At 29.1% G+C, this 17,270-nt stretch carries 22 protein-coding genes; 10 read left to right on the top strand and 12 right to left on the bottom strand.

What is annotated here, in order from left to right; translation table 11 throughout:
• Position 1: 1 nt before the first annotated feature.
• Entirely contained in the window at positions 2-1,033 is a 1,032-nt protein-coding gene (locus ACSIGC_RS07295; RefSeq protein ID WP_442267472.1) for a metal-dependent hydrolase, read from the bottom strand.
• Between the two features lie 81 nt (positions 1,034-1,114).
• Here ACSIGC_RS07295 and nhaC point away from each other — a divergent pair, with 81 nt between their 5' ends.
• Entirely contained in the window at positions 1,115-2,581 is a 1,467-nt protein-coding gene (nhaC, locus tag ACSIGC_RS07290) for a Na+/H+ antiporter NhaC (RefSeq protein ID WP_442267471.1), read from the top strand.
• A 68-nt stretch (positions 2,582-2,649) separates the two neighbouring features.
• Positions 2,650-2,805, top strand: a complete 156-nt coding sequence (locus tag ACSIGC_RS07285; protein WP_442267470.1) for a hypothetical protein — start codon at positions 2,650-2,652, stop codon at positions 2,803-2,805.
• 61 nt (positions 2,806-2,866) lie between these two features.
• Here the strand turns inward: ACSIGC_RS07285 and ACSIGC_RS07280 are convergent, their stop codons facing one another.
• Positions 2,867-4,831, bottom strand: a complete 1,965-nt coding sequence (locus tag ACSIGC_RS07280) for a putative porin (protein ID WP_442267469.1) — start codon at positions 4,829-4,831, stop codon at positions 2,867-2,869.
• Between the two features lie 70 nt (positions 4,832-4,901).
• Between ACSIGC_RS07280 and ACSIGC_RS07275 the strand changes: the two genes are divergently transcribed.
• On the top strand, positions 4,902-5,507 hold the full coding sequence (locus ACSIGC_RS07275) for a ribonuclease HII (RefSeq protein WP_442267468.1): 606 nt from the start codon (positions 4,902-4,904) through the stop codon (positions 5,505-5,507).
• A gap of 137 nt (positions 5,508-5,644) precedes the next feature.
• Here the strand turns inward: ACSIGC_RS07275 and ACSIGC_RS07270 are convergent, their stop codons facing one another.
• Entirely contained in the window at positions 5,645-6,172 is a 528-nt protein-coding gene (locus ACSIGC_RS07270; RefSeq protein ID WP_442267467.1) for a hypothetical protein, read from the bottom strand.
• A 60-nt stretch (positions 6,173-6,232) separates the two neighbouring features.
• On the opposite strand from ACSIGC_RS07270, the gene ACSIGC_RS07265 reads away from it, so the two are divergent.
• On the top strand, positions 6,233-7,282 hold the full coding sequence (locus ACSIGC_RS07265) for a nucleoid-associated protein (RefSeq protein ID WP_442267466.1): 1,050 nt from the start codon (positions 6,233-6,235) through the stop codon (positions 7,280-7,282).
• A 118-nt stretch (positions 7,283-7,400) separates the two neighbouring features.
• Here the strand turns inward: ACSIGC_RS07265 and ACSIGC_RS07260 are convergent, their stop codons facing one another.
• From ACSIGC_RS07260 to ACSIGC_RS07250, 3 genes are read right to left on the bottom strand one after another with little or no spacing between them, the layout of a single operon-like run.
• On the bottom strand, positions 7,401-7,670 hold the full coding sequence (locus tag ACSIGC_RS07260; RefSeq protein WP_442267465.1) for a hypothetical protein: 270 nt from the start codon (positions 7,668-7,670) through the stop codon (positions 7,401-7,403).
• A 1-nt stretch (position 7,671) separates the two neighbouring features.
• Entirely contained in the window at positions 7,672-8,250 is a 579-nt protein-coding gene (locus ACSIGC_RS07255) for a PhnA domain-containing protein (RefSeq protein ID WP_442267464.1), read from the bottom strand.
• Between the two features lie 44 nt (positions 8,251-8,294).
• Positions 8,295-8,720 (bottom strand): YybH family protein, encoded by a 426-nt coding sequence (locus tag ACSIGC_RS07250; RefSeq protein WP_442267463.1) that lies wholly within the window; start codon positions 8,718-8,720, stop codon positions 8,295-8,297.
• A gap of 67 nt (positions 8,721-8,787) precedes the next feature.
• Here ACSIGC_RS07250 and ACSIGC_RS07245 point away from each other — a divergent pair, with 67 nt between their 5' ends.
• From ACSIGC_RS07245 to ACSIGC_RS07230, 4 genes are read left to right on the top strand one after another with little or no spacing between them, the layout of a single operon-like run.
• Positions 8,788-9,291, top strand: a complete 504-nt coding sequence (locus ACSIGC_RS07245) for a GNAT family N-acetyltransferase (protein ID WP_442267462.1) — start codon at positions 8,788-8,790, stop codon at positions 9,289-9,291.
• Between the two features lie 2 nt (positions 9,292-9,293).
• Positions 9,294-9,680, top strand: a complete 387-nt coding sequence (gene gloA2, locus ACSIGC_RS07240; protein WP_442267461.1) for an SMU1112c/YaeR family gloxylase I-like metalloprotein — start codon at positions 9,294-9,296, stop codon at positions 9,678-9,680.
• Positions 9,681-9,691: 11 nt separating this feature from the next.
• Positions 9,692-10,120, top strand: a complete 429-nt coding sequence (locus ACSIGC_RS07235) for a c-type cytochrome (RefSeq protein ID WP_442267460.1) — start codon at positions 9,692-9,694, stop codon at positions 10,118-10,120.
• Positions 10,121-10,138: 18 nt separating this feature from the next.
• On the top strand, positions 10,139-10,585 hold the full coding sequence (locus ACSIGC_RS07230; protein ID WP_442267459.1) for a c-type cytochrome: 447 nt from the start codon (positions 10,139-10,141) through the stop codon (positions 10,583-10,585).
• Between the two features lie 25 nt (positions 10,586-10,610).
• Here the strand turns inward: ACSIGC_RS07230 and rimM are convergent, their stop codons facing one another.
• The 6 genes from rimM to ACSIGC_RS07200 all read right to left on the bottom strand — a co-directional run bounded on the left by rimM (position 10,611) and on the right by ACSIGC_RS07200 (position 15,937).
• Entirely contained in the window at positions 10,611-11,141 is a 531-nt protein-coding gene (gene rimM, locus ACSIGC_RS07225) for a ribosome maturation factor RimM (protein WP_442267458.1), read from the bottom strand.
• Positions 11,142-11,156: 15 nt separating this feature from the next.
• Entirely contained in the window at positions 11,157-11,657 is a 501-nt protein-coding gene (locus ACSIGC_RS07220) for a 30S ribosomal protein S16 (RefSeq protein ID WP_442267457.1), read from the bottom strand.
• A gap of 187 nt (positions 11,658-11,844) precedes the next feature.
• Positions 11,845-12,036 carry a cold-shock protein gene (locus ACSIGC_RS07215; RefSeq protein WP_442267456.1) on the bottom strand — a complete coding sequence of 64 codons (192 nt, stop codon included), beginning with the start codon at positions 12,034-12,036 and terminating at the stop codon, positions 11,845-11,847.
• 89 nt (positions 12,037-12,125) lie between these two features.
• Complete coding sequence (locus ACSIGC_RS07210) at positions 12,126-13,223, bottom strand: DUF4407 domain-containing protein (RefSeq protein ID WP_442267455.1); 1,098 nt, start codon at positions 13,221-13,223, stop codon at positions 12,126-12,128.
• Positions 13,224-13,293: 70 nt separating this feature from the next.
• Positions 13,294-15,489, bottom strand: a complete 2,196-nt coding sequence (locus tag ACSIGC_RS07205; protein ID WP_442267454.1) for a M56 family metallopeptidase — start codon at positions 15,487-15,489, stop codon at positions 13,294-13,296.
• A gap of 73 nt (positions 15,490-15,562) precedes the next feature.
• Complete coding sequence (locus ACSIGC_RS07200; protein WP_095069754.1) at positions 15,563-15,937, bottom strand: BlaI/MecI/CopY family transcriptional regulator; 375 nt, start codon at positions 15,935-15,937, stop codon at positions 15,563-15,565.
• A 140-nt stretch (positions 15,938-16,077) separates the two neighbouring features.
• On the opposite strand from ACSIGC_RS07200, the gene ACSIGC_RS07195 reads away from it, so the two are divergent.
• Both ACSIGC_RS07195 and ACSIGC_RS07190 read left to right on the top strand, forming a co-directional pair.
• Complete coding sequence (locus tag ACSIGC_RS07195) at positions 16,078-16,599, top strand: hypothetical protein (RefSeq protein WP_442267453.1); 522 nt, start codon at positions 16,078-16,080, stop codon at positions 16,597-16,599.
• The gene (locus tag ACSIGC_RS07190) at positions 16,599-17,246 is read left to right on the top strand and encodes a DUF2490 domain-containing protein (RefSeq protein ID WP_442267452.1); all 648 of its coding nucleotides are present in this window, start codon (positions 16,599-16,601) and stop codon (positions 17,244-17,246) included. Before ACSIGC_RS07195 ends, ACSIGC_RS07190 begins: the two co-directional genes overlap by 1 nt.
• Positions 17,247-17,270 lie beyond the last annotated feature (24 nt).

Genomic DNA, 17,270 nt, shown 5'->3' with positions numbered 1-17,270 from the left:
TTTATTTTCCTTTCATTCGTTTCCAAATATCTTTAATTATTTCTATAAACGAGGTGTTTTTAAAGCGTTCAGGATCATCTTTATATTCCCAACGGTTTCCATTTTGATATAAACGAAATTCAAAAATATAATTATAAGTGCCATTTTTTTCAATAACAGGATAACGCATGTCATAATATTTAATAATTCCATTTTCATCTCGAGATAAAGAGTAGAAATCATTACTAAACCAGACAAGCTTTTTTAAATCACTATTGTTATTGAGAGATAATACCTGATGATTTTTTGGGAAACTTATAAAGTTATTTGTAGGTTTTTTTTTATCAAAATGAGAATAAAAACTCACTTTATAATCTTCTTTAGTTTCTACTATAGCATACCAAAGTATATTATTGAAAATTGTTGGTTGAGCAGAATATCTCTGATACTCAATTTTAGATTCTGAAAGTGCATTTTTAAAAATACGATCGATGTATATTTTATTTCCAACAGTAAAAATTAAATATGTAGAACTTAAATATATACCAGTTTTTAACCAAAAATTACGTTTAGGGTTTGTTCTCTTATAGAACATTAAAAGGATCAATGAGATTAAAAATGGGACTGTATATAATGGATCTACGACAGCAATTGTGTTAAAAGCTACGCGGTAATTAGAAAAAGGTAAGAACAGTTGTGTTCCATAAGGTGTAAAACTATCTAGTAATGGATGAGTGAAAATTGATAAAAAAAATAACCAAATCCAATCTCTAGAGATTGTTGTTCCAATTCTTTTTTTTGTGTTATATAATTTGAAAGCTCCGTATCCAAACACATAAGCTCCTAAAAATGCAAACACAATAGAGTGCATAAAGCCTCTGTGAAAAATAAGCTTGTCAATTGAATTTGAATAGAATAAACTTCCTATAAAAACATCTAAATCAGGAATTGTACCTCCAATAGCTCCAAATAATAAAGCTTTATTTCCAATCTTTTTACCTAGTGCAATTTCACCACATGCAGCACCTAAAACTATTTGTGTTAACGAGTCCATATGTTAGCAAATGTAGTAAACGCTTTTTACTTGCGTAAGTCTTAACAAAATCGTAACATTACAAACCAAAAAAATCTACCAATGCAAGAAACTAACAACGGTTCAGAGATAAAAATCCAAGATCAAAAATTACAACAAAATAAAGAATTGAATATATGGGAAGCTTTAATTCCTGTAGTTGTTTTAATGTTGTTATTAGCTTATAATATCTTTTTTAAAGATGGAGCTTGGTTAGGAGATTATTCTAATCAATATATTTTGTTGATGGGAGGTTTGGTTGCCTCAATAGTTGGTTTTTTGAATAAAACAACTATAAAAAAAATGTACCTTGAAGTGTGGGAGAATTGGAAAAGTGTTTTTGTTCCGATATTAATTTTATTATTAGTTGGAGCTCTAGCTGGTACTTGGTTGATTAGTGGAATAATTCCAGCAATGGTATATTATGGCCTACAGGTATTGAGTCCTGCAATTTTTTTGCCTGCGTCAGTTATAATTGCAGCTATTATTTCGATAGCAACTGGTAGTTCTTGGACAACTTCTGCTACTGTTGGTATTGCTTTGGTAGGTATTGGAACAGCTTTAGGAATCCCAACAGGAATGATAGCAGGAGCTGTAATTTCTGGAGCGTATTTTGGAGATAAAATGTCACCATTGTCTGATACTACTAATTTGGCACCAGCAATGGCTGGAACAGACTTATTTACACATATTAAATATATGGCCTACACTACAGTGCCAACAATAATTGTAACATTAATTGTTTTTACAATACTAAGTTTTACTATAGATACTTCAGGAAATTCAGATGTAACTAGTTTATTAAGTTCAATTGATAAGTCATTTAATATTACACCGTGGTTGTTTATTGTACCATTGGTTGTAGTGGCTTTAATTTTATTAAAAACAAAACCATTAATAGCGCTTGGAACAGGAATTGTTTTAGCAGCTATTTTCGCATTTATTTTTCAAACAGATGTTTTGATAAGTTTATCTGATTCGAAATTTCAGTCAGTTGTAAATGCTGTACTCTTTGATACTCAAATTACAACTGATAATGATAAGTTAACGGAATTATTTAGTGCTGGAGGAATGAATGGAATGAAGTGGACAATTTTATTGATTATTTGTGCTATGGTTTTTGGAGGGATTATGGATGGAATTGGAGCATTAGCAAAAATTACTAAAGAGTTGTTGTCTTTGGCTAAATCAACTTTCAGTTTATTTTTGACTACAGTTTTTGGATGTTTAGGATTAAATATAGCAGCATCAGATCAGTATTTAGCAATAGTTATTCCAGGAAAAATGTTTAAAGATGCTTTTAGTGATAAAGGTTTGGCTCCTGAAAACTTAAGTAGAACTTTAGAGGATTCTGGAACAGTTACATCTGTGTTAATTCCATGGAATACTTGTGGAGCTTATCAAAGTACGGTTTTAGGAGTAGGAGTTGGTGAATATTTTTTATTCGCTATTTTTAACTGGTTAAGCCCGATTATGACATTAATCTTTGCTGCTTTTAGAATTAAAATAAGACAGCTAGCCAGCAAATAATTAAGCTTATTTTTTTGAGAAATGTTTTTTATCTTTAAAATTAAGATATTAACCTCACAATTTTAATCATGAAAAAACAGATTTCAAACTTAGGAACAACATTAAAAAATGATCAATTAAAAAATATAACAGGAGGACTTTCTCGTTTAGAATTTTGTAGAGAAGTATGTTCTCGAAATAGATATTATCCAGATCATTATTTTGTAAGATGTGGATGCGCTTAAGCAAAAAGAATAAAAAATAGCCTTATTGAAAAATAAGGCTATTTTTTAATGATTTTTTATATTATATAAACCAGTTCCAAACTAATCCGAAACGGATAGACATGTCTCTATATGGGTAATTTGGAGCAGAGAAAAAGTTTCTACTTGGTAAAAAGTTAGAACTGATATTGTCTATTTTAAAGAAAATACGTGTCCTTTTAACTCGTGCGTTAAAAAATAAATCTAAAGAAGGGAAACCAATTTCTGAATCATTTTGAACAGTAAATTCATTAATCACGGGATTAAATGCATTGGCTTTGTATTTGGTAAAGAAATTAAAAGTTCCACCAATTTGAACTTTTATTGGTTTTCCTTTAAACCATTCTCCGGTGTAATATAATGTGTTTCTTGTTACAAATTCTGGAACTCTAAAAACAGCATTACCACTAGATACGTTTTGATACATTAAAGTATTATCAAAAGCAAAATTTCTAAAGAATTTAAACTCTTTATTTACCTTTACTTTTAAATAGGTTATCGATTCGTCAAATTGTTTCGGTAAATTATCTGAATCAAAATAAACATAATCTTCAATATTCGTAAAATCTAAACTAGCATTTCCCCATTTAGAATTAAAAGAAAAACCAATATTTCTAGTATCAATATTCTTAAAATTATTATCCCAATTATAATCATTGTATGTGCTTTGAAATAATTGAGTGTTAAATCTTGGAGCTTTAGAAACTAAAAGTAAACTTCCTTTAACGGTAAACAAACTATCTTTTTTATACATTGCTTCTCCGCTAAAATGATTACCAGCTAAGTAACCACTTCCGGGAGTAAGATTTGCACTAGCATTTACTTTAAAGTTTTTTATACGGCCATTCCAATCTGCACCAAGTGTAACAGCATCACCATTTAATCGACTTCTGTTTATTAATATATTACCATTGTATATGGTATCATAGCCATAATTAACTGTTGTATAATTTGCTTTTACTTTAAATTTTCCTAGAATGTATTTTGAATTAAATTCTAAATAACCTTGGTTGTTAATTAATTTATAATCTACTCTTTCATCTATTCCTCCTGATGCTTTACTAGCTTCTCCTAAAAAGTCGGTAGTTAAACTAGATTGCCCAAATCTATATTCTTTATTTTCATAATGCAGAATATGTCCAACTTTTAAGTTTGTGAAGTTTTTGGTATTGGTAGAGTCTTTTTTGCTAGAAAAAAGCTTAAAGTTTTGATCAGCATAAATACGAACACCTTCAAAATTACTTTCAGCATCATTTAAATTAACATCTAGTCGAGATCTGTTACTAAAGTTTGGATCTTCAGATATATAGTTTTCTAAAGCTTGAGTTGTTAATCCTCCGTTTTCTTGATTAACAAAGTCTTGTGTTGTTACTTGAGCGCGGATACGATATTGATCTTTTCTGGTTCGATACGATAAAGTTGATCTAAAATTACCGGAACTAGAAAGTGAACGTCTGTACTGACCTAAGGAACGTAATCCTCGGTAAGCAAAACTTAAATTTAAACGTTTAGAAAGGTTAAATGTAAATAAAGCATCTAGAACTTGACCCTGTTCTTGTCCAGTTCTATACATAATAATTGTAGTTGGAGTAGGAACTTGATAGTAATCAATATCCTCAATTTTCATGTAGTTAAATTGCTTTGCGTTAAAACCAATATCAGGATATTGAGAAATACTTCTAAATGAATAGCCTAGGTTATTGAAAGTTTGTCCTTGATTTTGAAAAGGTAATAACTCGAAATTATCTTTTCTTCTGAAATTAAATTTATATTCTTTTCTTATCGTTAATGTAGTATCTACATAACTTGTGTCTTTTTTAAAACTAATAATTTTATAATCTGTGAATTTTGTTTTCCCACTTAATTTCACATTGATTTCATCGTTAGAAATTGTGTCTAATCGATTAATTCCCCTATTAACTCCTCCTAAACCACTTCCTAATGATCTTATTTGAGCATTTATAGTAAAAGAACTAATAACGAAAAGAATACCAATGATATATTTCATAAGGGCAAATGTAAAATAATTAAACGAAAATTTATGTGAATAATATCTATGAAAACTGTTAATTTGTTTTATGTTACAAATGAATTTTAGTGGTTTTGTTTTAGAAGCAGGAACAGATGAAGCGGGTAGAGGTTGTTTGGCTGGACCTGTTGTAGCAGCTGCAGTTATTTTACCAGAAGATTTTCATCATGAATTATTAAATGATTCAAAACAGATTTCTGAGAAAAAGAGAAATATTTTACGTCCTTTTATAGAAGAGAATGCAATTGCTTATGCTGTTTGTTTTATCGATAACGAAGAGGTAGATAAATTAAATGTTTTACAATCTTCTATTGTTGGAATGCATCGATCTTTAGAGAGATTAAAAACACAGCCGGAGTTTATTATTATCGATGGAAATAAATTCAAACCTTACAAAGAGATTCCTTATGAAACTATTGTAAAAGGTGATGCTAAATTTATGAGTATAGCGGCAGCTTCTGTGTTAGCTAAAACTTATCGTGACGATTTTATGGAGAAAATTCATAAAGAATTTCCAGAGTATAATTGGAAGAAGAATAAAGGATATCCTACTAAAGAACACCGAGAAGCAATAAGGAATTTTGGAGCAACAAAGTACCATAGAAAATCATTTCGTTTGTTACCAGAGCAAATAAAAATTGATTTTGAAAAGTAACTTTTTGTTAACCTAAAATAATTATATTGATTACTTATAGTAGTTAGTTTTACGTTGTAATTGGTCCATAAGTTAAGTCCCCTTTTTTCCTCAAAAAGTGCGAAGAATTAAATAAATTCAATCGCACTTTTTTGTTTTTATTTAGATTTTACACCAACAAAATTGTCTGATTTTAATTTAAATAACACATTAAAAGTGGTTAAACTTCCATAGATTCTTGTAATGTATTGCTGTAAATCAATTTTATCTTGATCGTCTAATGTTTTACTAGAGTTAATCTTTTGTTCCATAACACGAATTCTATCACGTACCATTACGATTTTATGAAAAAAAGTATCGATTGGAATTTCTTTAGAAGCCAAGTTAGCGTCAGCAGGTTCAATAATAAGTTTACCACCTTTAAACTTATCAGCAATAGGCACTACTTCAGAAACATCACTCCATTTTTTTAAAATGTCTCTAAGTGTACTTTCTACCTCATAAAAACTTATGGTATCTACTTCGTCTTCTACGGCTTCAATAACTTCAAAATCTGAGTCTAATTCTATAGTTTCTAATCCATTTTCCTGAAAAGTTACCCAATATTGTTTACTGTCTACATTAGTAACAACTCCAAAACCGTATTCAGAATGGTTAATTCTAGATCCAATTCCTAATAATTTCATATTTCAATTATTTTAAACGACACTAAAATACGTATTTTTGTGATCTAATTTTTTTGAAAAATGATTAAAAGAACTCGTGCAGAACTAACAAAATGTATTATTCACAAGGTGGCTAATAAATACAATAGTGGTAAAAACTCATTATCAGAAAGTTTAGTTCGTTTTGATGAAGAAAGTTATGAATTGTTAATGCCTTTTTTATTAAAACCTTTTGGAACTGTAACACAGAGTTATCGTTTTAATCATCATGCAGATGTTCGATTAAATGAAATTAACAACTATGTTTCTAAGATTTTCGAAGACGAAGAAACTTTTATAGAGCATTCAAAAAACATTGTTAATCATTTGTACGAGCAGTCAAATTCAGCACAAATTAAAACAGGAGATGTTTTAGTGGTATTATTTGAAGGTTTAGAATATAAAGATGTATTAACAGAAGCTGTTGGAGTTTTTAAAATTGAAAATAAAGTTGATTTCTTTCAAACGTATTTAGATGATGATAGTTTTGATGTGGTTGTACAGAAAGGAATTTCTACTAAAAAATTAGATAAAGGTTGTTTAATCTTAAATTCTTCAGATACAGAAGGAACAGTCGTGTTATCTGTAGATAATAATAATTATGATGCACAATATTGGATTAAGAATTTCTTGAATGTAAAATATGCCGATGATAGAAATTTACATACACAGCATTATTTAGAGTTATGTAGAGATTTTTCTGAGGAGATAATAAAACCTGAATATGGTAAACATGAACAAGGAAACTTTTTAGCCAATACAGTCGATTATTTTAAAGAACATGAAAGTGTAGATTATCACACTTTTAAAGATGAAGTTTTCGAAGATGAAAAGCATAAAGATATGTTCGAAGATTATAAAAAACACTTCGAGAAATTAAATGATGTATTAGTAAGAAATAACTTCGAAGTTTCTGATATTGTATTAAAGAAAGAAAAAGGAAAGCTTAAAACAGAAATTAAGTTAGATACTAATATTCAAATTAAAATAGATATTGATGCGCCAGATGCAGCTTCAGAATATTTAGAAAGAGGTTACGATGAGGATAAAAAAATGAAGTTTTACAAAGTATATTATAACGCAGAGAAATAATAAAAAAAAACAGCTGTTAAAGCTGTTTTTTTATGAGTTATATTCTTTTATTTCGTTTTCTAATTCTGTTTTTAAATCACTTAACTTTTTTAATTCTTTGTTGTTTTGATATTTTGAGTTAAAATGAAATAATAAAAAAAAAGACAGTGTATACTAAAGCACAAATTATTACCAATGTGATGTAATTATAATCTCCTTTTTCTAAAAGAGAATCTTTTCTTCTGTGTAAAGCATCACTTCCTCCATATGTTGGAGCCCAGAAAGAAAATACAATTCCTAAAACAATTATTTTCCACAAGTGTTTTAATATAAAGTTCTGTTCTCTTTTTACGTTTTCAATTTTGTAAATTGTTGCTTGTAAGTGTTTTTCTTTTTGATGTTTAGACATTTTATAGCTTTTTCACATACTTAGTTACGATTACAATATTTTGTCCGTCAACTTTTCCTTCAATATATTCTGCGTTTTCAACATCAAGAGAAATTCTTCTAACGGCAGTACCTTGTTTACAAACCATACTAGATCCTTTAACTTTTAAATCTTTAATTAATACTACAGAATCTCCAGCTTGTAAAATTGCTCCATTACTATCTCTATGAATTACCTTTTCACTTTCATCTAAATGCTCGCCAGTCGCTTCGGCGAATCGAAGTTCATCAGCTTCTAAATACATCATGTCAAGTAAATCTTGAGGCCAACCTTCTTTTTTTAGACGATTTAACATTCTCCAAGCGACAACTTTTACAGCAGAAAATTCACTCCACATACTATCGTTTAAACAGCGCCAATGATCTGGGTTAGTTGTTTCTGGATTGTTAATTTGAGATATGCAGTGTGAACAAGCCAAAATACTTCCATCTACACCACCAGTAGAAATTGGTGGAACCTCATAAATATTTAAATCAGTTGTAGTCGCGCATAATTCACATTTATGTTCGCTTCTATCTTGTAATTCTTGTAGTAAACTCATCGATTTGCTTTATGTTTGCGAAAGTAAACTTTAATTTGAATAAGTTAGCATGAAGTATCAGCAATAATCTTCCATTCTCCTTTTATTTTTTTGAAAATTACCATAAATATTCCGTCTAATTTTCCTGTTTCTCGAGTTAAATTATATTCGCCCATTACATAGTAGCTATTACTTTCAATCTTAGAAATAGTTCTAATTTTAAATTTCAACTTACCTGAATCTTCTGCATATGGATAACTTTTTTTATACTTTTCCAATGTTTTTTTCCAGCCGTAAGTGATTCCATTTCTACCTTGAAACTTTAAAGAATCTGACTTCCAGTATCCTAACATGAAACAATCTAAATCATGCCTCGACCAATCTGATGCTTGATGTTTCATAAGAGCTCTAATCTCTTTTTTATCTTGTTCTTCATTAGAAGTAGTACAAGAACAAATAATTACGGTAAAAATTAGGAGTAGTTTTTTCATGGTAAAAATATTAGATCTATAAGATATAACCTTTTTTTAAAATCGTAATATTGAAAAAAATAAAAAAATGATATTAGAAAGTGAACGATTAATTATTAAAGAAGTTGAAGTAAGTGAAGCTCCATTTTATTTTGAACTATTTAACGATCCTGATTGGATTAAGTATATTAATGATAAAGGATTAAAATCTGTAGAAGAAACTGAAATATACTTGAAAGATATTTTAGTAAAGAACGAAAAATTAAATGGATTAGGTTTCTTTTCAGTATTGTTGAAAGAAACGAATGAATTCATTGGAATGTCTTCTGCTTTACAGCGAGAAAAATTAGATTTTGTTGATGTAGGTTATGCATTTTTACCTAAAGCAAGAGGAAAGGGATATGCTAGTGAAGCTACTTTGTTAATGATGGATTATATAAAGGAAAAGTTTCAACAAGAAAAAGTACTAGCTTTTACCGTTCCAGAGAATGAAAAATCACAACAATTATTAAAGAGGTTAGGTTTTAAATATGTTGGATTAGAAACTGTTTTTGAAGGAGAGAAAGATTGTGTTTATGAATATAAATTTTGATTATGAAAATTGAGCGTTTACATCATATAGCTATTATTTGTTCTGATTATGAGGTGTCTAAGCATTTTTACACAGAGGTATTAGGTTTTACAATTCAGCAAGAAATATATAGAGAAGAACGAAAATCATATAAATTAGATTTAGCTCTAAATAGTGTATACTTGATAGAGTTATTTTCTTTTCCAGATCCTCCGAGTCGACCTTCATTTCCTGAGGCAACCGGACTACGACATATCGCATTTGCGGTAAAAGATTTAGAAAATTGGAAGTTGTATTTAGAAAACAAAAACATAAATGTTCAAGATATACGAGTAGATGAGTTTACAGGAAAACACTTTCTCTTTTTTAATGATCCTGATTATTTACCTATTGAATTGTATGAAGTTTAAATAAAAAGACGATGAAAATAAGCGAAAATTTTATTCTTGGAGTAATAATATCATGTGTTTTATTATTCTTCATTTTTTGGATGGTAGAAATACAAACAAAAAAAGAAAAGGAAGATATAACGGATAAAGTGATTTCTGAAAAAGTGTTGAAAAGATCTATATCTAGAGGTAGAACTTTGTTTATTCAAGAAGATTGTTATAGTTGCCATAAACCAGATAAAAAAGATGGTTTTTTTCGTGTGGTTATTGATAGAGTTTCAAAGGAATGGCTGTATAAATTTATTAGAGATGAAAAAAGTTTAATAGAAGATAAGGATTCGGTAGTATTGTATTTGAGACAACGATTTAATCAGTCCAATGGAAGGCATGACAAAAAACATTTAACTGATGATCAGTTAAATGATATTTTAAGTTACTTAAATAGTTTTAAAGTGAATTAATTCATAAAGTTGTGAAATATGAAGTTATCTGGGAATATAATTTTAGGTAGTATAATATCAGTTGTCTTAGTATTAATGATCGCTTGGGTAGTACAAATTGAAACAGCGATTGATGATAGTAATATAAACAATTTTACCTCTAAAAAAGAAGAAGTAGTTAGTGTTTCTAATTCTTTAAAACAATCAAAGGAAAAAGGGAAGAAATTATGGAGGGAAAATAGTTGTACTAATTGTCATAAAATCCATGCTCGTGATGGTCATCCTTTACCAGGGGTAAAAGACAGATATCCAAAAGAATGGTTAATTCAGTATATAAAAGATGAACAAGTATTAATTGAACAAAAAGATCCGGATGTTTTAGCTTTAAATGCTGAATGGAATTCTAACAAATCAGAGCATAAAAATTCTCATCTTGACGAACAAGATATATTAGATATTTTAAATTATATAAATAGAAGAAAATAAAAGGAAAACTAAATTGAATTAATAGTTATTCAGCTAAATACAAATCAATAAGTCCTTCTGGAGTTTCTACTGCTATAGTTTTATTTTCGCGATCTACTTTAATAATAAAATCGTCAATCATTGGAATAAATATTTCTATTCCATCTCTGTCAATTTCAAATAAAGGCTGTGCAGCTGAATCATTAATGTTTGTAATTGTTCCTACGTCACCGAAATTTTTATCGGTAATAGTAAAACCAATCACTTCATGATAATAAAATTTATTTCCAGTAAGTTTTGGAAGTAAAGTTAGAGGTAAATAAATCCCAGCTTTCATAATCGCATCTGCATCAGCTTCAGAATCTACATCTTCAAATTTTACACGAAACATCGTGCTTTTACTTAAAGATGATTTTTCTATAAAAAAAGGAACCAGATTATTGCCTAATTCGACAAAAACTGATTCCAAATTTTTATAAAGATGAGGTTCATCAGTATCTAACTTTATAATCACCTCGCCTTTAAAACTGTGTTTTTTAACGATTCTACCAAGATAAAAACAATCTTTAGTTTGCATTATCGTTATACTTTTTTACTCTTCGCTATCTCCACCTTCTTCAGTAGCAGCATCTTCGCTATCTACTACAGGAGCTTTTGCAGCAATACGAGCTTCGTTAACAGCTTTTTCAGCTTCTAAAGCTTTAGCTTTAGCATCTTCTTTAGCTTTCGCTAAACCATCAGCTTTACCAGCAATTTTACCAGATTTTTCCTCTAACCAAGCGTTATACTTAGCTTCAGCTTGCTCTTCTGTTAAAGCACCTTTTCTAACACCTCCAGCTAAGTGGTTCTTTAATAAAGCACCTTTGTAAGATAAAAGAGCTTTTGCAGTGTCAGTTGGTTGAGCTCCATTTTGTAACCACTTTACAGCAGCATCAACATCTAAGTTAATTGTTGCAGGGTTAGTGTTTGGGTTGTAAGTTCCAATCTTTTCTAAGAAACGACCGTCTCTTTTTGCTCTAGAATCAGCAGCTACTACCCAATAAAATGGCTTTCCTTTTTTACCATGTCTTTGTAAACGAATTTTTACAGGCATACTTGTTAAATTTTAAGGTACACGACCTTGATTATTAAACTATTAATTTTTAACTCGAAGATATTTCGAATTTTAAGTGTGCAAATTTATAAAACTTATTTGAATAAAATGCTCATTCACAGTTTTATTTACACAAAAAAGCACCTGAAAAAACAGATGCTTTTTAAAAATTAAATGTTGTTATATATTAAATTACTCTAACACTTACAGCGTTTAATCCTTTTTTTCCTTCTTTAAGTTCGAACTCAACTTCATCACCTTGTCTGATTTCATCTATTAGTCCTGAGATATGTACAAAATACTCTGTTCCTGAATTTGACTCTGTAATAAATCCAAAACCTTTAGATTCATTAAAGAACTTTACCGTTCCTTGTTTCATTATAAAAAAATGTATTAAATATTAAAGCCGCAATTTAAGATTTAATTCTCAGTAAATCAGAGTTTTTTTGACTTTATTTTTTAACTATCTTACAATAAACGTTTTTGGTTTTCAAAAAAGGAATCTGCTTGCAATTTCATTAGGTTTTGAGCCATTTTTTGTTTGTAGTTGTAAAGTTCTTCTTCCGATTTTAAATCGTTATAAATTTCGGTGTTGATATGTGTATCAGTATCCATTATTTTTTGTCTCTGATCTATCTGCTGTTGAATCCAAGTTCTTATCTCTGAAGTTCTATTTTCTAATTTATAATCATATTCACTTTTGCTACTGATAAGTTTTGTGAAAATCGGAGATGTTTCTATAGCTAAAAACAATAAGAAAATAAATAAAGAAGGCATCCATGGAAGTTGATCTAAAGCATTTACTCGAGCCATTAATCCATCATAATTTGCAATAATTGGCTGAGAATTTGTTTCAGAGTCTTTTTGTTTTTGAATTAAAGAAGCGATTTCTGATTCTTTAGTATTGATTTTTTCTTGGTTATTCTTTTTCAATTCAGAAAGTTGTGCCAATGAAGCATCATGTTTTTCTCTTTTTTCTTTATATACAGGACCTTTACCTTTTAGTTTGGTTCCCTTTCTTCCTTCAGCTTCAGCTATATATGTTTCGTAAAGTTGATTGGTTTCTTGTTCTTTTAAATTAATTTCTTCTTTTAAATCAGAAATTTCAGTTTGAAGCTTTGTTATTTCAGGAGTAAACTGAGCTGCAATTTGATTTTTATTATCTAAGGTCATTTGATTCTTTTCTGTCAATAATACCTGATTGATTTCTTTTTCAAAAATCTTTAACTCCAGAGGTTTAGAAATTACAATTGCAATTATTACAGCTAATAAAAGTCTTGGGAAAGCTTGTGCGAATTCTTTAATAAAACTGTCTTTTTTTATCAGTGTAGAAACAATGTATCGATCTAAATTAAAGATGAGCAATCCCCAAATGATTCCGAAGAATACGGAAGTATACATATTGTTAAATACGGTATATAAGGCATAACTACTAGCTATTGTAGCCATTAAAGCAGTAAAAAATACTGTAGCTCCAATACCAGCATATTTATTTTGTTCACCATTAGAGCAATTTTGTATCAGGTCGAGATCTACACCTGAACATAAAAGAAAGAAACGTTTCATACTATTAATAACGATCTAGCTTGGTGTTTGTTACAAAAAAAAGCCTCTTTTAAGAGGCTTTTAACAAGAATTATTTTTTGCTTACTACGTAAATGGATCTATTACTATTGTTGTTTTTTACGACATGTAATGTTTCAATTTGAGTATGTTTTATGGAGAAAAAGTCTTCTTTACTAATCTCTTTTTTATCTAAATAATACTTTGTTATTTCACCATTATCTTTTAAAGGTGAATTATCTGAGTTAAAAAGATTTTTAATTTGTTCGCTAGATAATTTATTTTTTGTTTTTACTGTTCTTCTTGCTACATAATTTCCATTTGTTGGTTTTGGTGGTGGAGGAATATTGCTTTTTTCACCTTTTTTAACTTTAGGATATGTTCTTTTTGGAGGAGGTGGAATATTGGTTGAATCACCTTTTCTAACTACTGCACCATGAGGTGATGAACTCTTTTCCGATGTAATTAATTCTCCAGATTTAGTTACTTCTTGTCCGAAACGATTATAGTATTTTATTCCGTTCTCGTTTTTTACAAAAAACAATTTTTCTCCGTTAGCATCATAAACTTCTTCTTTCTTTTTTGGTTTAGGAGGAGGTGGAATATTTGTTTGATCTCCTTTTCTTACAGTTGGGTAATTTTTAGTGTTCCCTTTAGTAATTAAATAGAATTGATACGGCTGAGGAAATTTTTTATTTCTAGCGTTTTTCTTTATGTAACCTCCTGAATAATGTTTGAAATCTGTTGATTTATAGTTTTTTAATACCGAGTTTTCAGCAACTTTCCCATCTATCCAAATAGCATATTTCTTAGTGTTTTGTAATTCTTTTAGCAATTTAGTACTCACTTTGTTTTTCGAAATTTTCATCGGAGGTGGAGGAGGTGGTAACATTTTTCTCTCTTCTGGAGTTAACTCTGAAAATTTTTTAGTTATTCGTTTTCCTTCTTTAGTTGAGTAGGTAAGTGTCTTCTTTTTTTGATTAACAATTCGTTTTTTTGGGATAGAATCTTTGTCTTCCCATATTTTTATAGTTTCTCCATTAGGAAGTTTACCATGTAATGTATCGTTTTTTTGCTCTTTGAAATCAAGATTAAGATCATTAATTTTTTTTAATTCTTTATCAAGATGTTTTTCAACAGAAGCTTCATCGTAAGGAATTATTCCGTTTTGATTTAGGTATTGTTTTTTACCGTTCAGCAGTGGAAATTTAAGGTTTATCCAAGCAGTGTTTTTCAATCCAGAAAATGTAATATCATTCTCAGTTGCTTTTATAGAAAAAGCATATTCACTTCCTGATACGCGGTTTTTATTTGTAAAACCGAAATCAGTAATAATATGTTCTTCATTTAAAGGTATAGCTAGTTTTGCCCATCTTTCACAGTTATAGCATTTTAGTTTAATTTCATTGCCATTTTTTTCAACGGAAGCAAGAAAAAGTTCTGAGTTTGTTTTCTCTTTTGTTTCAATTTCAGTAGGGTTGTTATAAGCTTCAGCCCGTTCAGCAAGTGAAAATAAAAGTCCGCATAGCAATGGAATAACACTCATCTTTTTTAGCAAAATTGCTTTGCCAGATTTTTGTTTAGTCATCATAAGTAATCTTTTTTTAGTTAAAATAAAATTCAAATTACTGGCCAAGTAATATTCTTTTGAATCAGAACTTCTCTTTAATAAAAGCTCTTGATATGTAATAGTATTGTTGTAAGTATCGATAACAGATGCGTCTGCTAAAAACTCATGATTTAATCTTATGGCTTTTTTTAGGTAAATAAAAAGCGGATTAAACCAAAAAATAGCATGTAAAAGTTCTATAAGAATAATATCGAAAGTGTGATTTTGTGTAACATGAGTAAGCTCATGCGTAAAAAGTTCTTTTTCTATAGTTTCATTATGGTATTCGTCTTTATTAATGAAAATGTAGTTCCAAAAAGTATGCGGAGCTATTTCATCTTCAACCAATACAAGTTTGGCATTGTAATAGCTAATGATTTTGTTGTTTTTAATTCGGCTAAAAATATTATAAAGATTCTTTGAGAATCGAAATAGCAAAACACCAACTATAATAATGTATATCGTTTGTAAAAGTAAATTGAAATCAAAGTAATTAGTTTCTGTATCAATTTTACTTGTGGTAGCACTAACTGATTCTTCGAATGTTTGAGGAATTATAAGTTCAGTAGTTAATGTAGGCTCTACATAAATTGTATACTCAGGAACCAGAAAAGAAAACAATAAACCTCCAATTAAAAAGAAACGATTGAAGTTGTGCATCTTTTCTTTTTGTAATACAAAATGATAAAAGATCAAAAGTATTCCAAGACAAATCGTAAACTTTAGAAGGTAATTAATCATTGTTTTGTTCTTTAATTTGATGATCTATAATCTTTCTCAATTCTTTTAATTCATCAACAGACAAATCGGTTTCTTTAGTGAAAAATGAAGCAAACTGACTGGCAGAATCATTAAAAAAGTTTTTAATCAAACCATTTACATGTTTAGAGAAATAATCTGTTTTCTTTACCAAAGGAAAATATTCTCTAGATTTTCCATAAAGCTTATAATCAATAAAACCTTTGTCTTTCATACGCTTTAAAAGCGTAGCTAAAGTCGTGTTTGCAGGTTTTGGATCAGGAAATTCCAATAACAAATCTTTCATAAAAGCTTTGTTTAGTTTCCATAAATATTGCATTACTTGCTCTTCAGATTTTGATAATTTCATTTCTACAGAATTAGAACTTGTTCTACAAATGTAGAAAATAAATTTTATTCTACAAGTGTAGAATGTGTTTTTTTGTAACAACTTTCTATTTTTGCAATATGAAATTAGTTGTTTTAATAAGCTTGTTTACTTGTTTTATAATGAGTTCTCAGTATAAATATGAGCGAGAATTTAGGTTAAATGTAGAAGAAGTTCCAATATCTGCTGTTCAATTTCTTAAGCAGTTTCAGTTTGAAAAGAAAGTAAAATGGTATGGAGAAGAAAGTCAAGACGGAAAAACTTTTGAGGCAAAAACGTATTACAATGCTAAAAAATATAGTTTAGAGTTTGATGCTAAAGGGAAAATATTAGATGTTGAAATAAAAGTAAGGTTAAATAGTTTGAGCAAACCTGACCAAGAAATGATTAAAAAGGGATTACAAACGGTTTTTTCAAAATATAAGATTAAGAAATTGCAACTTCAGTTTTCAGGAAAAGAGTTATTATCAAGAATTAAAGCGTTTGAAACAAAAGGGAATTACAGTACTTGTTTTTTTGAACTTGTGGTTTCTGGTAAAATAGGAAAGGAGCGAAAACTATTCGAAATCTTAATGAATGGCAAAGGAGAGATTGTTAAAAAACTTGAATTTAAAGTTTTGAATTCAGATAATTTAGAATTTTAATGCGTAGTATTTTTATTTTCTTTTTTGTCTTGTTTGTAGGGGAGATTACGAGTCAAACTAATTTTTCTGCGGGAGTTTTACCTAAAGTTGTTACTTCATTTAAAATGTCGCCTAAAATAAAATGGGTGAATAGTATAGAATCTAGAGAGTTTTTTTATGATAAAGAATTTGAACTGACGCATAGTTTGGTTGATGTCTCAACTATTTTTTCACTAAAAACAGAAATGAATAACAAGTTAAATTTTGGATTCATTTTTCGATTTAAAGATGGTGAAGTTGAGTACAGATCGTTACAACATTATAATATTATTCATGGTCTTGAGCAATTTCAAATGGGACATCGATTTGCTTTTGAACAGTTTTACGATGATGTGATTAATTTAAGAGGACGATATCGATTTACAATCCAACGCGCTTTGAATGGAGATAAAATTGATGTTTTTGAATGGTATTTAAAACTGTCTAATGAATATTTATGGCAATTTAATGGTGAGAATTTAGAAATAAGATTAGCGCCAAATTTAGGGTATCGATTAAGCAAACGTAATAAGATAGAATTTGGAGTAGAGTATAGAGCTGCAGATTTTGTCAGAGAATTAAATAAAAATCAATTATGGATGCGTTGTACAATGTACATTTCATTATAAAAAAAATCCGCTTTTCAGCGGATT

The organism is Tenacibaculum aquaeponti, assembly GCF_052084715.1.
GTDB lineage: Bacteria > Bacteroidota > Bacteroidia > Flavobacteriales > Flavobacteriaceae > Polaribacter.
This window is presented reverse-complemented; position numbering and strand designations above follow the sequence as displayed.

Excerpts from the sequence above, each read along its gene's own strand:
- ACSIGC_RS07195 (WP_442267453.1), top strand. The coding sequence starts at position 16,078 with ATGAGTTCTCAGTATAAATATGAGCGAGAATTTAGGTTAAATGTAGAA.
- ACSIGC_RS07275 (WP_442267468.1), top strand. The coding sequence starts at position 4,902 with ATGTTACAAATGAATTTTAGTGGTTTTGTTTTAGAAGCAGGAACAGAT.
- ACSIGC_RS07245 (WP_442267462.1), top strand. The coding sequence starts at position 8,788 with ATGATATTAGAAAGTGAACGATTAATTATTAAAGAAGTTGAAGTAAGT.
- rimM (WP_442267458.1), bottom strand. The coding sequence starts at position 11,141 with ATGCAAACTAAAGATTGTTTTTATCTTGGTAGAATCGTTAAAAAACAC.
- ACSIGC_RS07255 (WP_442267464.1), bottom strand. The coding sequence starts at position 8,250 with ATGAGTTTACTACAAGAATTACAAGATAGAAGCGAACATAAATGTGAA.
- ACSIGC_RS07265 (WP_442267466.1), top strand. The coding sequence starts at position 6,233 with ATGATTAAAAGAACTCGTGCAGAACTAACAAAATGTATTATTCACAAG.
- ACSIGC_RS07270 (WP_442267467.1), bottom strand. The coding sequence starts at position 6,172 with ATGAAATTATTAGGAATTGGATCTAGAATTAACCATTCTGAATACGGT.
- ACSIGC_RS07200 (WP_095069754.1), bottom strand. The coding sequence starts at position 15,937 with ATGAAATTATCAAAATCTGAAGAGCAAGTAATGCAATATTTATGGAAA.
- ACSIGC_RS07235 (WP_442267460.1), top strand. The coding sequence starts at position 9,692 with ATGAAAATAAGCGAAAATTTTATTCTTGGAGTAATAATATCATGTGTT.
- ACSIGC_RS07250 (WP_442267463.1), bottom strand. The coding sequence starts at position 8,720 with ATGAAAAAACTACTCCTAATTTTTACCGTAATTATTTGTTCTTGTACT.
- ACSIGC_RS07215 (WP_442267456.1), bottom strand. The coding sequence starts at position 12,036 with ATGAAACAAGGAACGGTAAAGTTCTTTAATGAATCTAAAGGTTTTGGA.
- ACSIGC_RS07260 (WP_442267465.1), bottom strand. The coding sequence starts at position 7,670 with ATGTCTAAACATCAAAAAGAAAAACACTTACAAGCAACAATTTACAAA.
- ACSIGC_RS07285 (WP_442267470.1), top strand. The coding sequence starts at position 2,650 with ATGAAAAAACAGATTTCAAACTTAGGAACAACATTAAAAAATGATCAA.
- ACSIGC_RS07295 (WP_442267472.1), bottom strand. The coding sequence starts at position 1,033 with ATGGACTCGTTAACACAAATAGTTTTAGGTGCTGCATGTGGTGAAATT.
- nhaC (WP_442267471.1), top strand. The coding sequence starts at position 1,115 with ATGCAAGAAACTAACAACGGTTCAGAGATAAAAATCCAAGATCAAAAA.
- ACSIGC_RS07280 (WP_442267469.1), bottom strand. The coding sequence starts at position 4,831 with ATGAAATATATCATTGGTATTCTTTTCGTTATTAGTTCTTTTACTATA.
- ACSIGC_RS07220 (WP_442267457.1), bottom strand. The coding sequence starts at position 11,657 with ATGCCTGTAAAAATTCGTTTACAAAGACATGGTAAAAAAGGAAAGCCA.
- ACSIGC_RS07190 (WP_442267452.1), top strand. The coding sequence starts at position 16,599 with ATGCGTAGTATTTTTATTTTCTTTTTTGTCTTGTTTGTAGGGGAGATT.
- ACSIGC_RS07230 (WP_442267459.1), top strand. The coding sequence starts at position 10,139 with ATGAAGTTATCTGGGAATATAATTTTAGGTAGTATAATATCAGTTGTC.
- ACSIGC_RS07210 (WP_442267455.1), bottom strand. The coding sequence starts at position 13,223 with ATGAAACGTTTCTTTCTTTTATGTTCAGGTGTAGATCTCGACCTGATA.
- ACSIGC_RS07205 (WP_442267454.1), bottom strand. The coding sequence starts at position 15,489 with ATGCACAACTTCAATCGTTTCTTTTTAATTGGAGGTTTATTGTTTTCT.
- gloA2 (WP_442267461.1), top strand. The coding sequence starts at position 9,294 with ATGAAAATTGAGCGTTTACATCATATAGCTATTATTTGTTCTGATTAT.